Source organism: Methanosarcina sp. MTP4 (genome assembly GCF_000970045.1).
Taxonomy (GTDB): domain Archaea; phylum Halobacteriota; class Methanosarcinia; order Methanosarcinales; family Methanosarcinaceae; genus MTP4.
Window position 1 is genome coordinate 3,156,385 of record NZ_CP009505.1, and the last position, 12,788, is coordinate 3,169,172.

The 12,788-nt window shown below is 46.6% G+C and carries 13 protein-coding genes; 5 read left to right on the forward strand and 8 right to left on the reverse strand.

Annotation, left to right across the window (positions count from 1 at the left end; all coding sequences use genetic code 11):
* Positions 1-277: 277 nt before the first annotated feature.
* From MSMTP_RS13090 to MSMTP_RS13105, 4 genes are all read left to right on the forward strand, one after another.
* Complete coding sequence (locus MSMTP_RS13090) at positions 278-574, forward strand: Hsp20/alpha crystallin family protein (protein WP_048180223.1); 297 nt, start codon at positions 278-280, stop codon at positions 572-574.
* A gap of 83 nt (positions 575-657) precedes the next feature.
* Entirely contained in the window at positions 658-852 is a 195-nt protein-coding gene (locus MSMTP_RS13095) for a ferredoxin family protein (protein WP_048180226.1), read from the forward strand.
* Between the two features lie 158 nt (positions 853-1,010).
* Entirely contained in the window at positions 1,011-1,202 is a 192-nt protein-coding gene (locus MSMTP_RS13100) for a ferredoxin family protein (RefSeq protein WP_048180228.1), read from the forward strand.
* Positions 1,203-1,528: 326 nt separating this feature from the next.
* The gene (locus MSMTP_RS13105) at positions 1,529-2,545 is read left to right on the forward strand and encodes a sodium:calcium antiporter (protein ID WP_048180231.1); all 1,017 of its coding nucleotides are present in this window, start codon (positions 1,529-1,531) and stop codon (positions 2,543-2,545) included.
* Positions 2,546-2,626: 81 nt separating this feature from the next.
* Here MSMTP_RS13105 and MSMTP_RS13110 read toward each other — a convergent pair whose 3' ends face one another.
* The 8 genes from MSMTP_RS13110 to pta form a co-directional block, all read right to left on the reverse strand.
* A complete protein-coding gene (locus tag MSMTP_RS13110) occupies positions 2,627-2,974 on the reverse strand; it encodes a transcriptional regulator (RefSeq protein WP_231582778.1) in 348 nt (115 codons plus the stop codon).
* A gap of 118 nt (positions 2,975-3,092) precedes the next feature.
* On the reverse strand, positions 3,093-3,986 hold the full coding sequence (locus MSMTP_RS13115; protein WP_052718403.1) for an S-layer protein domain-containing protein: 894 nt from the start codon (positions 3,984-3,986) through the stop codon (positions 3,093-3,095).
* Positions 3,987-4,301: 315 nt separating this feature from the next.
* Entirely contained in the window at positions 4,302-5,789 is a 1,488-nt protein-coding gene (locus MSMTP_RS13120; protein ID WP_231582779.1) for a HEAT repeat domain-containing protein, read from the reverse strand.
* Positions 5,776-6,636, reverse strand: coding sequence for a hypothetical protein (locus MSMTP_RS13125; RefSeq protein WP_048180245.1), 861 nt, complete (start codon positions 6,634-6,636; stop codon positions 5,776-5,778). The genes MSMTP_RS13120 and MSMTP_RS13125 overlap by 14 nt, the downstream gene beginning before the upstream one ends.
* Positions 6,633-7,253 carry a MarR family transcriptional regulator gene (locus MSMTP_RS13130; RefSeq protein WP_048180248.1) on the reverse strand — a complete coding sequence of 207 codons (621 nt, stop codon included), beginning with the start codon at positions 7,251-7,253 and terminating at the stop codon, positions 6,633-6,635. Before MSMTP_RS13130 ends, MSMTP_RS13125 begins: the two co-directional genes overlap by 4 nt.
* A gap of 823 nt (positions 7,254-8,076) precedes the next feature.
* Positions 8,077-8,820, reverse strand: a complete 744-nt coding sequence (locus MSMTP_RS13140) for an acetate--CoA ligase family protein (protein ID WP_231582780.1) — start codon at positions 8,818-8,820, stop codon at positions 8,077-8,079.
* A 515-nt stretch (positions 8,821-9,335) separates the two neighbouring features.
* Complete coding sequence (locus MSMTP_RS13145) at positions 9,336-10,562, reverse strand: acetate kinase (RefSeq protein ID WP_048180255.1); 1,227 nt, start codon at positions 10,560-10,562, stop codon at positions 9,336-9,338.
* 114 nt (positions 10,563-10,676) lie between these two features.
* A complete protein-coding gene (gene pta, locus MSMTP_RS13150) occupies positions 10,677-11,678 on the reverse strand; it encodes a phosphate acetyltransferase (RefSeq protein WP_048180257.1) in 1,002 nt (333 codons plus the stop codon).
* A 267-nt stretch (positions 11,679-11,945) separates the two neighbouring features.
* Between pta and MSMTP_RS13155 the strand changes: the two genes are divergently transcribed.
* A complete protein-coding gene (locus MSMTP_RS13155) occupies positions 11,946-12,512 on the forward strand; it encodes a flavodoxin family protein (RefSeq protein ID WP_048180259.1) in 567 nt (188 codons plus the stop codon).
* Positions 12,513-12,788 lie beyond the last annotated feature (276 nt).

A 12,788-nucleotide genomic window follows, 5' to 3' on the forward strand; every position in this document is an offset into this window, starting at 1 on the left:
ACCAATCTCAATTTAAAGTTTAACCACAGAAAGCCCGGAAAACACGGAATAAAGGAAATAGGGGCACAATCCTTCCGTGCTTTCCGTGTCTTCCGTGGTTATAAAGCAAGTGTAAATATTTAAGTTCGGGACTATACTCGAAGGACGGGGTTTCGGAAACAGGCATTTGTTCCGGCATTATTTGTCCGGGATTTATTGTTCACAAATTATAAATAAAGCGATCCAGCTATTATTATTTGGAATTTATTCTGGAATTCCTTTGGAGGGGGGATGAAGAATGGCAATGGTAAAAATGTCTCCTGACGTGTTTTCATGTTCGGACGATCAGGGAAACATGGATATCGAAATCGACCTACCGGGAGTCGAGAAAGAAAGCATCGAGTTCAAGATGGTCGAAGACGGGTTCTTTATCAGGGCAAAAAGGGAAGAAACCGGGGTTGAATACGTAGGAACCTACGCTTTCTGCTGCCCGGTTATCCCGGAAAAAGCTGTGGCAAAATACTCAAACGGAAAACTCATAGTGACAGCTCCGTACAGGGAAGCCCCGGATACCGTGGACATTAAGATTGATTGAGACTAAAAGGAGTGGGACTAAAAGAGCGGGATTAAAAGAATGGGATTAAAAGAGTGAGAATAATCTGAAAATGGGGGAAAGGAATGTATCCTGTAATTGATTATAAAAAATGCACCGGAGCCCTCGCCTGCTACGAGGTCTGCCCAGCTGACGTTTTTGATGCGAGAGAGAAAGAGGAAGTGAAGAGAGCAATAGTGACCCGTCCCGACGACTGCATCGAATGTGAACAGTGCGTGGATGCCTGTCCGGAAGACGCCATTGAACTTGTTGAAGACTGAAATTACGGGAAAAAATCTATTGAAAATCTATTGGAAACCTATTGGAAACCTATTGGAAACCTATTGGAAACCTATTGGAAACCTATTGGAAACCTATTGGAAATCCATTGAAGCTCTTAACAAATATCGAGAAAGTAAATAAAAATTGGGGGTAAGAAATGTATCCGAAAATCGATTACGACAAATGTGTGGGGTCACTTGAGTGCTACGACGTCTGTCCAACAGACGTATATGATGTGAAAGAAACGGAAGATGGGAAGAGGGCAGTAGTAGCCCGGCCCGACGACTGTACCGAATGTGAGCAGTGCATAGACGTCTGCCCGACAGATGCCATTGAACTGGTGGATTGAAACGGGCGCGAAGGTGCCCTATTTTTCCCATTTAGTTCTGTTTTTATTATTTTTATTCCCGCTATATTTTCCGGACTTGTTTTCACCGGACGTTTTTTAAACAGAGTGATCTGAAAATAAGATAGAAACAGAGTGATCTGAAAATAAGATAGAAACAGAGTGATCTGAAAATAAGATAGAAACAGAGTGATCTGAAAGTGAGATGGGAGTAAACAGAGTGATTTGAAAGTAAGATGGAAGTAAACTGGAAGAAAGTCCGAAAGAAGTAGGAAGGAAGCTGCAAGAAAGCCGTAAGAAAAGGGGAAAATGGGGGAAGTGGGAAAGCAATGGACCTGCCTGCTGCACTGACACTCTTTATAATCTCTACTGCTGTTATAGGGGTAGCGGGGACCCGGCTGGGCAGGACCGCTGACCAGCTTGCAGACCTTACGGGCCTGGGAGAAGCAATGGTAGGAGGAATACTCCTCGGGGCGATTACCTCCCTTTCAGGAATTATAACCTCAATTACTGCCGCTGCCCAGAACCACCCGGAACTTGCGGTCAGCAATGCCATCGGGGGAATCCTTGCCCAGACAACCTTTCTTGCCCTTGCCGACATCAGCTACAGGAAAGCAAACCTGGAACATGCAGCAGCGTCCTACACCAGCCTGATGCAGGGAATGCTCCTGATAATCCTGCTCTCCTTCATCCTTCTCTTAGCCTTTTCTCCTGAAGTTTCGGTTATAGGCATCCATCCGGCCTCGGTCCTTGTGATACTCGCATATGTTGCCGGGATCCGGCTTATCTGGAAAGCGAAGGCGAGGAAGATGTGGGCTCCGAAACATACGGCCTTTACCGTTGAAGACAGGGTCCGCTACTTCGAAAGCGAGACCCTGAGCAAAAAGAGCGTTTCGGCAAAGTTCCTGATACTCGCAGCTGCCGTAGCTGTAGCAGGTTACATGGTTGCACAAACGGGTATCGTCATTGCCGAGGAAACCAGGCTTTCGGAAACCATCGTAGGGGGGCTTTTTACGGCAGTATCCACCTCGCTTCCGGAACTTATAGTCACCTTTTCGGCAGTTCGGGAAGGAGCCCTGACCCTTGCCGTAAGCAACATCGTTGGAGGAAATACCTTTGACGTGCTCACCGTGGCTCTCGTGGACTTTGCCTACTCGGAAGGCTCCGTATACCACGTCTTTACCGGAAGCCAGACTTTCATAATCACCCTGACCCTGATCTTGAGTGCGATCCTGGTCATGGGGCTCCTGGACAGGGAAAGACACGGCATAGGAGGGATAGGCTGGGAAAGCTTTCTGATACTCGTCCTTTTTGTGGGGGGCTACTTTGTCCTGATTTTTACCTGAGCCGATTAAAGACTTACCTGAGCCAATATAAGGCTTAATTCTGATAAGGCTTAATTCCAAACCATTCCTGGCTGACGAAGTTCACCTCTGGCAAAGTTCACCCCTAATTTCCTCAAGAGAGTGAAAGGTTGAAGAATATTCATTTGTTTTTGCCCGGGGAAGCAGTAAAATTGGCTGCTCCGAAAAAGCGTAGACCTTAATTTTACGGCCTTTACAGCTCCATTTTACCTTCCGGACCGTTATCAGGCCAGCTTCTTCCAGCGCGTCAAGGTTGTATTTAAGGGTGTTCAGGCGAAGATCGAGTTCTGCTGCAAGCTCGCTTGCAGACATCTGTTTTTCCCGGAGATGTTTGAGGATCTGCATTGAAAGGGGCCTTGAAAGAGCCCTTGCAAGCAGTGGAACATCCTCAGGCAGTGATAATACCTGCACTGGTATCAAATCTTCAGTTATTTCCAAATCTTTCAACCTCCTTTCCAGTTTCCGGAAGCAAAAAACCCAAAAAAATTACAATTTTTTCATTGTATCTCAATTTTCATTGTATCTCAATTTAAAACGTTAATTTGCTTTTCATTGTGATACAGGTCCACAAGTCCCGACACCATGAAGTGAACGATCCTGTACTTTTGTCAGTGGACTTATCCGGTTCCTTTCCGGGAGCGACAGATGAAGAAAAATCAGAAACGGAAACATTTTCGAAAACAAGACTTCCCGGGTCAGATTCATCTACTCCGCAGATGATTTCCTCAAGTGTAAGCTCTCCAAATTTGTCCCCGATATTGAGAGTTCTGGCATTTGCATAGTCAATAAGCCAGATGCCGTTGATCCAAACGATTCTTTTTTCCGTACCCACGAATGCCTGCCTGACATGGACTTTCATGACAACGATATCGTTTTCTCCCTGAACATTGTCAAGGGAAACAGTCCATGTCTTATTGTTCTCGGAATCAACTGAGATATTCTGGTAATCAACTGAGATATTCTGGTCGGCAACATGTTGTCCGTCCCTGGTGAATTCGAGCCAGACCTTCCCACTATCAATATTATCAGTAATCTGCCTGGCTTCGAGAGCGTAGCCACGACCAAGATCAAGTTTTTCACCTTTTTCAAGGGTGTACGTTTCGTTACTGTCAAGAACCAATTCGGCAAGCTTGTCAACGCGTGCGTTCCAGATATCATCGTTGTTGGCGAACAACGGAACATACTTCTCGCCAAATAAATCGATTACTGGATATTGTTCATTGGACCAGCTCCCGCATTCATAATTGGTGCCCACAACATTACAAATGAGGGTTCTACTGCTAACAGTATCTTCTGAACTTACAGTATCTACCGCATTTACAGTGTCTGCTGCAATCACGGTGTCTGCCGCACTTACAGTGCCTGTTGCAATTGCAATTAAAAAAGTAAGAGCAGCCAGTGAAACGACTGTATATTTCTTCATATTCTTGTTTCCTCCTTATTCCTGCAAATAGCAGGATGTTGAACATAGCCTCCGGATTAATCAGTCCGGGGCACTTTAATTTTTCAAAGTTTTTAATTTTACAAATTTTCATGAAAGTTTAGAGTGATATTCAAAATCTGGCATAGCCTCCGCTAATATTTGACCAGTATCGATAAAAAACCTAGAAAATGATACAAAGTACCTCGCCAGGGTTCCGGATGTTTGCAATTATTGCCAGACTAATAAAATCTTGAAATGATCTCGCTTCGAAACTTGTTTCATTCAATCCATTTTATCACAAACTAAACCCCCTGATTAAAAAGAGGGAGAAGAGGGAGAAGAGGAAAAAGAGGAAGAAGAAGAGACATTCACCTCCCCATCGTCCTCGAATTTTCCAAGTGCTTCTTCCGCGGCAGTCCTGACGTTCCGATATTCATCCATGTCCGTGCTGATCCGGCGCAGGCCTTCGACAGCTTCGGGCCCTCCAAGCTCCCCGAGAGCCCGGACCTCCGCCACCCGGACATCCCTTTCCCTTTCGGTTTCGAGCGCCATGAGAAGGGGACTAACAGCTCTTTCGTCCCCAAGTTTTCCAAGGCCCACAGCAGCACTTCGCCTGACCCTGTAGCTTTCATCCCCAAGCAGAGAAATCAGAGGATCAATCGCCCTGAGGTCTCCGATTTCTACAAGGGAACCCACAACTTTCTCTCTTACAAACCAGTCCTCGTCTTCAAGAAGGGGAATAAGGGAGTCAAAAGCCTCGGGACCTCCAATTTCACCCAGAGCTCTAACGGCAGCAACCTTGAGGTTCTGATTCTTATCCTGAAGGAGTTCTTCAAGGGGAGGTACTGCTTCCTTGCTTCCGATCCCTCCAAGAGAGCGAGCAGCAGCTTCCTGTACTTCGGTTTCACTGTCCTCAAGGGCATTGATCAGGGGCTGTTCTGCCGGGGCGGCTTCTTCAGGCTCAAGAAGGCCCAGGTAAAAAGCGGCTTCCCTTCTTACCTCGGGAGTCCTGTCATCCAGCATTTCAAGCAGGAAGGGAAGAGCAGCAGGGTCCCGGAGATTCCCAAGTGCTATTATGGCGTTGGTTCGGGTTGTGGGGTTCCTGCTGTCCAGCAGCGCAGTGAGCTTTCCAAAAACCTGTTCACTTTCAAAGCGGCTAAGGGTGTAGGCTGCCGAAGTTCCGAGCTTTTCATCAGCTAACAGGTCAAGAAAAGGATCAATAGTCCTCGGATCTCCGATTCCTTCAAGGGAATGCATAGCTTCACGGCGTACATCGTCATTATCACTATCCAGAATTTCGGCAAGAGGTTCGACAGCCCTGGGATCACCCAGTCGCCCAAGCGCAACCACAGTATAGAGAACCACCTTTTCGTCTTCATCCTCCAGGAGCCCGATTAGAGGCTCAACGGCTTTTGTGTCTCCAATCAAACCAAGCGAATAAGATGCATTCTTACGGACCTCCGGAGAAGGATCGTCGAGAATCTCCAGAAGAGGGGGCGCAGCTTTTTGAGCCCTTATTTCCCCGAGAGCATGAGCAGCAAGGCTTCGCACCTGGGGATCATCGTCTTTTAATGCTTTAATTAGTGAATCCACTGCGGGTTCCCCGATATCGACAAGTCCGTCAACTGAGGCATAACTGATACTCGGGTCCTCATCCCCAAGCCCCCGGACCAGTTTCTCCACCCTGGCCTCAAGAGGGTCCTGGCCAAGGCAACCGGCACAGGTCCCTGCAAGCAAAATCAAGAGAAGCAAAAGTTTTGCATGCCCACAACTGAGAAGTTCACATCGCTTAATCATACGCATCACCTGCCTCCTCTCCCGGAGGGAGCAGCAATTCGGCAGAAACTACCTGGTCCTGCCACGTGGAAGTTACATTAATCCTGAAGCGGTCCTCACTTCCTCCGATTACAACATTCTGGACAGGCATATATGATTCTCCGAAGGGTTTTCCATGGGCGATTTCCACAATTGCATAGGGATAGTCCGGCCAGGTCCACAGAGCACTCTTATCATTTCCTCTCACATCGTAGGTCCTTGAAGATGTAAAGACCGTCTTCCCGGTAAGTTCGTTTATCACGGTCAGGTTTGTGGACACATCCCGCGCGGAGCTTAGCCCGTGGTTGATAAGGTAGCCGTATATCCCGTAAACATCAGAGCTTCCCATACGCTCCTTTTCATACTCCAGTTCCAGAAGGAGCTCAGGGGGAGGGACCTCCACAACCAGCGAGGCCTTATCGAGCAGCCTGGAATCCTCAGAAACCTTAACCTCGACTTCATATTCTCCCGGAAGCTTATAGCCAAGCATTACACTGACCGTATTATTTCCGGGGAGAAGTTTAACGGGCTTCTGAAGCGAGACAAGCTCGGCACTCCACAGAGACTCCGATTCATTGGAAATGATCAGCCTTGAGGTCGAATAGCTTTCCCCGTTCTCATCCACAAAAGCATTTTCTACCTCGAGCCATACGTCCACGGGTTCTGAGCCGTTGTTCAGAAGCACAATGTCCAGCTGTCCCCGGCTTCCGACTCCAACAGGAGGAGCATTCATATCCACGATATGCACATCAGCCCCTGTTCCGTAATACCAGAAGAGCCCCAGTGCCAGTATAAGGATGGCAAATAGAAGCGTAACTATAACATTTTTCTTCATTTCAGCTCCCCCTTCGTCCCTGCACCGGCCTTAAGTTCATCAGCTAGCGAAATGCAGTTGGTAAGCCCATATTTTTTCTTGTCTATTATGCCCCTCCGTTCCAGGTTCATGAGCACGCGGGAAACCTTGGCCTTGGAAAAATCAAGGGAATTGACCAGTTCGTTCTGGAGAATCCTTCCCCCTCTTTGCACAATAAGTTCAACGGCTTTCCTTTCGTCTCCTTCAAGGGCCCGTAAAAGAACGTCTGTAGGGTCAACTTTATCCAAAGCAGGCCGGAGTTCCTCAGGGGAATTTTCAGGAGAATTATCAGGGGAAACTTCAAAATTCCCCATTGGAACTGCCTCTGCTGCAAGATTGACTGCCGTTCCCTGCCCCGCAGGCTCCGGCAAAAGAGAAACAGACCCGGAAAGACCCAGATAATGCAGAACCTGAGCCAGAGCCAGACCCCCTAAAAACCCGGAAAAAAGGAGAATATACGCTTCTTTTACGGTATACACATACGGGATATCCACAACCTTGAATGTGTCTCCTTCAAGCTGGATCACCACCGGAGAATCTTCAAGCAGAAGATTGACGGCAACAGTGCTCGAAAGAAGAAGGATACCCACAGCCAGCACGAATCTTTTCCTTTCCTGGGTCGTACAATCACCTCATTTTCTACCCTCTGTATGTACGAAACAATTGTTATAATTTTACTGTGACCAGAGGCTAAAACGTCTCAGAATTCCGAGACCACCGGCAAATGATGACGAAAACTTCCCCGGACCATCATATTTGAAAATTGGAGTATCTGAAGGAGACGAATGGAAAATATTCCGGAAACAGTGAATCGGTCGCCCTACGTTCCGTCATCGATGCTTTTGAGAAAAGAAAAAAGAGAAAAGAGACACATTTTTCAATTTGCTTTCAAGGTAGCGGCGCTCTCACCGGTCAGCTTGCTGACCGGCCTTTTCCACAAAGTATATTGGAATAACCAAAAAAGTGTATCCAGATGACTGAAAAGTACATCAAGATGACTGAAAAGTGCATACAGATGACTGAAAAGTACATACAGATGACTGAAAAATATAATTGAATAACTTAAAAACGGTAGGGTGTAAATAAAACAGGAAGAAATACAGTTTGAAAATTGCTCAATTCTTCATATCTCTTTTTTATTTCTTTTTGGGGAGGCGCCGCCAGGCAAGCTGGCGGGAATTCCTACATATCCAGGGCATAAAAACGGTTTACAGGATCAATGGAAGTGCTTCTCAAGCAGGCTGGCGGGCAACTTCTATATTATCAAAACTGAAAAACGGTTTGAGGGGTCAACGGAAGTGCTTCTCAAGCAGGCTGGCGGAAAACTCCTGTATCGCCCGGAATGAAAAACGGTTTGTGGGGTTAAATGAAAGCATTCTCGGGCAGGCTGGTGAAAGTATTCCAACATCGTTTAGACTGAAATCAGTCCGTTTTCAGAACAAGCCGCATGTCCACAGCCAGAGCGCCCTTTCCTTTATCTAAAACTATCATAGGGTTGATTTCGAACTCCTCGATCTCCGGGAAGTCGCAGACCAGCCGGGAAATTCTGAGGATGGAATCTACCAGGGCATCGATATCGCTGGGTTTCGCCCCGCGGACTCCTGCAAGCAGCGGATAGGTCTTGATGCCGGTTATCAGGTCCCGGGCTTCGGGCTCGGAAAGGGGGGCAATGGCAAACCTGACGTCTTTCAGGATCTCAACGTAAATCCCGCCGAGCCCGAACATGAGCATGGGCCCGAAGGTCGGGTCGCGGACCATGCCGATGATCACTTCCCTGCCCTCTGAGAGCATCTGCTGGAGCTGGACTCCTTCGAGGACGGCATAGGGCTTTTCTTTCGGGATTTTTTCCATCATGTCCTCATAGGCGGCTTTCACTTCCCCGGCGTTTTCCAGGGAGAGCCTGATCCCTCCGACGTCGGACTTGTGGGAGATCTGGGGAGACACGATTTTCATAACAAGAGGATAGCCGATATTTTCAGCTTCCCGAATTGTATCTTCCAGGGTCTCCGTGAATGCGCTGCCAATTGTCGGGACACCATAGGCTTTCAGGATCTCCAGGGACTCGAGGCCCAGAATATACTGTCCCTTCACCCTGGCGGCTTCGAGGATACCTGCAACGGTTTCCCTGTCAACATCTAATTCGGGAAAGGGGGAATTTTGCTCCATGATCATGTCTAATCGTGAGATAGTGTTTTCCTGAGATAGCGTTTTTTTGATAAAGGGTTGTCTTTGATCAATATAAATAGCTCGGTTTTGATCCTGGTTTAAAGAGTTGTCAAGTTAAATGGTGTGAAAGAACGGAGGAAGGATCGAAACGAAATTCAGAAACAGACCATTACGGGTCCGGAACACAGGCTTCGGAAACAGAGAACAGAAAATAGAACAGAAAATAGAACAGAAAATAGAACAGAAAATAGAACAGAAAATAGAACAGAAAATAGAACAGAAAATAGAACAGAAAATAGAACAGAAAATAGAACAGAAAATAGAACAGAAAATAGAACAGAAAACAGAACAGAAAACAGAACAGAGAACAGAATAGAAAACAGAATAGAAAACAGAATAGAAAACAGAATAGAAAACAGAATAGAAAACAGAACAGAAAACACTCCGCTGAAACCTGGAAAAAAGATAGGAAAAAGGCAAAGGAGAAAACTCCTTTACCATTCCAAGTTTACAATTCAGACAGATATTGAAGCGCCTAATTTTTCATCGATGGCGACCAGTTCTTTGGTTTCCCTTGCGATAGCAAGTTCTTCGTTGGTCGGGATGACAAGGACCCTTACGGAGGCTTCAGGTGTGCTGATGTCGATTTCTTCGCCTCTGATCTTGTTCTTCTCATCATCGATGCTGATTCCAAGACCTTCAAGATCGGAGAGGATTCTCTTCCTGATGCTTGCGCTGTTTTCTCCGATACCTGCGGTGAAGACCACTGCATCAGCACCGTTAAGTACGGCTGAGTACTCTCCGATGAACTTCTTGACCTTGTAGGCAAAGATTTCCAGGGAGAGTTCGGCTCTCTTGTTTCCTTTGGAAGCAGCTTCATCCAGGTCCCTGAAGTCGTTGCTCAGGCCGGAAACACCAAGGACACCCGATTTCTTGTTCATCATGGTGTCGATTTCCCTGGTAGTCATGCCTTCCTTTTCCATGAGGAAGGGAACGACTGCCGGGTCGATGGAACCGCACCTTGTACCCATTGCCAGGCCTTCGAGAGGAGTGAAGCCCATGCTGGTCTCAACAGACACGCCGCCGTTTACTGCGGTGATGCTTGAACCGTTTCCGAGATGGCAGGTAATGATCTTTACTTCAGACTCGGGTTTGCCAAGCATGGCAGCGGCTCTCATGGCCACGTACTTGTGAGACGTGCCGTGGAAACCGTACTTCCTGACCGCATAATTCTCATAGAATTCGTAGGGCAGGGCATACATGTAAGCATAGGCAGGCATTGTCTGGTGGAATGCGGTGTCGAAGACAGCAACCATGGGGGTACCGGGCATGATATCTTCACAGGCTGTGATTCCCATCATGTTTGGTGGGTTGTGGAGAGGTGCCAGTTCGAAACAGTCCTTTATAGCCTGCTTGACATCCTCATTGATCACAGCCGAGGAGGTGAAGTTCTCGCCGCCGTGCACGACCCTGTGCCCTACGGCACTGATTTCGGACATGCTGGAGATGACACCTAATTCAGCGTCGGTGAGGGCCTTGATAACTTCCTCAAGGGCGACCTTGTGGTCAGGAAGGTCAGTCTGCACCTCGTATTTCTTCCCATCAGACCTCTTCTGGGTCAGGAACGAGTTGTCGATGCCGATCCTCTCGCAGAGACCAACTGCAAGAGCGGATTCATCCGTCATATCAATTAACTGATATTTTAGGGATGAACTCCCTGCGTTTATTACCAGTATTTTCATCTTAAAACCCCAAGTTCAATCCATTTGTTTCCAGTTTAATCAACTGGGCTCCGGTCACATCTTCAGTTTCCGGGTAGATTATACTATGTATGGTTTTTGATAAAACAATTGCGATTATTTATCCTGTGCAGCTGACTGGACACATGTGATGGCAACGGCCCCTACTATATCCTCGTCACTGCAGCCTCTTGAAAGGTCATTGATAGGCTTGGCCAGTCCCTGGGTGATAGGACCGTAGGCTTCAGCCTTGGCAAGTCTCTGGGCGATCTTGTATGCGATGTTTCCGCAGTTCAGGTCAGGGAAAATGAAGACGTTAGCCTGACCGGCAACAGGGCTGCCCGGGCACTTCTTGGCTCCAACGGCTGGAACGACTGCCGCATCCACCTGGAGTTCCCCGTCGATCAGGAGATCGGGTGCCATTTCTTTTGCAAGCTTTGTTGAAGCAATCGTCTTTTCGGTCAGGGGGCTCTTGGCGCTTCCGTAGGTGGAATAGGAAAGCATTGCGACTTTGGGCTCGTCCTGAACCAGCAGTTCGAATGTCTTGGCAGAGATGATTGCAATGTTTGCAACGTCTTCCACACTGGGCATTTCGACCATGCCGGAGTCGGCAAAGAGGAAGGTTCCTTCGGACCCGTATTCGCAGTCAGGCACTGAGATGATGAAGAAAGCAGATGCGAGGGCAGCATCGGGGGCGGTCTTCACGATCTGGAGGGCAGGCCTGAGGGTGTCAGAAGAGGAGTGGGACGCACCGGCTACCATACCGTTTGCTTCATCCAGCTTGACCATCATAACGCCGAAGTACATGTAGTCCTTCATGACTTCTGCTGCGTTTTCCATTGAGATTCCCTTGTGCTTGCGCAGCTCGTAGAAGGCATTAATGTACTTGTCTTTGTTCTCGTATGTTTCGGGGTCTATGATTGTAATTCCTGAAAGGTCCAGGTCACCTGCCAGTTCCTTTATGGCGGCTTCCTTGCCTATAAGAATGATCTTGGCAACACCACGCTCAGTTGCCTTTACGGCAGCCTGGATTGTTCTGATATCTTCAGATTCGGGGAGAACGATTGTCTTGTTAAGTATTTTTGCTCTTTCGCTGATTTTGTCTAAGAATTTAGCCAATCAACCAACCTCCTATATATTTAGAGTAATTTAAATTACCTGAGTTTTGGTATATAAAATTACGTAAAATGCATAGAGAGATATATAAAAATAATAAATATATATTTCTGGATGGCGACATGGGGGTATATATACCACTACCAGGCGTTTTTCCTTAAAATACATGAAGATTTACAGTTACTTTTACTGAAAAGACACGGGAGTTTAAAAAGATTATTACTGAAAATATATGATAAATTAATATAAAAGAATTCCGAAATGATATCGATGAAAATTTTAGGCATTTCAGGAAGTCCTCGAAAGGGACAGAACTGTGAAAAAATGATTGGAACCGTCCTAAAGCTTGCAGAAGAAAGGGGCTTTGAAACCGATAGCGTTTTTCTCTCTAGCTCAAAGATTGCCCCCTGCACGGCTTGCGGGGCCTGCCGGGAAAAAGACTGCTGCGTGATCGAAGATGATATGGAAAATGTTTATGAAAAAATGAGAGAAGCTGACGGCATAATCGTTGCCGCTCCCGTGTATATGGGAAATTACCCTGCCCAACTCAAAGCCCTTTTTGACCGCAGCGTACTTCTCCGGCGCAAAAACTTTGCCCTCAAAAACAAAGTAGGGGCTGCCCTTTCCGTAGGAGGGTCAAGAAACGGCGGACAGGAAAAAACAATACAGTCCATCCATGACTGGATGCATATCCACGGGATGATCATTGTAGGAGACGACGCCCACTTCGGAGGCATTGCCTGGAACCCCGTCGAAGAAGACACAGTGGGAATGCAGACGGTCCGGAATACCGCAGCAAAGCTCTGCGATGTCCTTGAAATTATAGAGAAGAAATGAATCTAATGACAATCAATACTAACAGTAATAATAATAATAATAATAATAATAATAATAATAATAATAATAATAATAATAATAGTAATAATGATGATGATGATGTCAAAGAGATAAAAGTCCGCGGAAAATAAAAATACAAAAGGAATAAATATAAAAGAAGAGAGGGGGATAGCATCAAGAAGATAGAGATGTTGAAACAAAACATCAAATTAAATTAAAAAAGGATAGGTTTAAATAAATAGGGAAAATCCTTTCATCTTAAGAAGGTATTTAAGG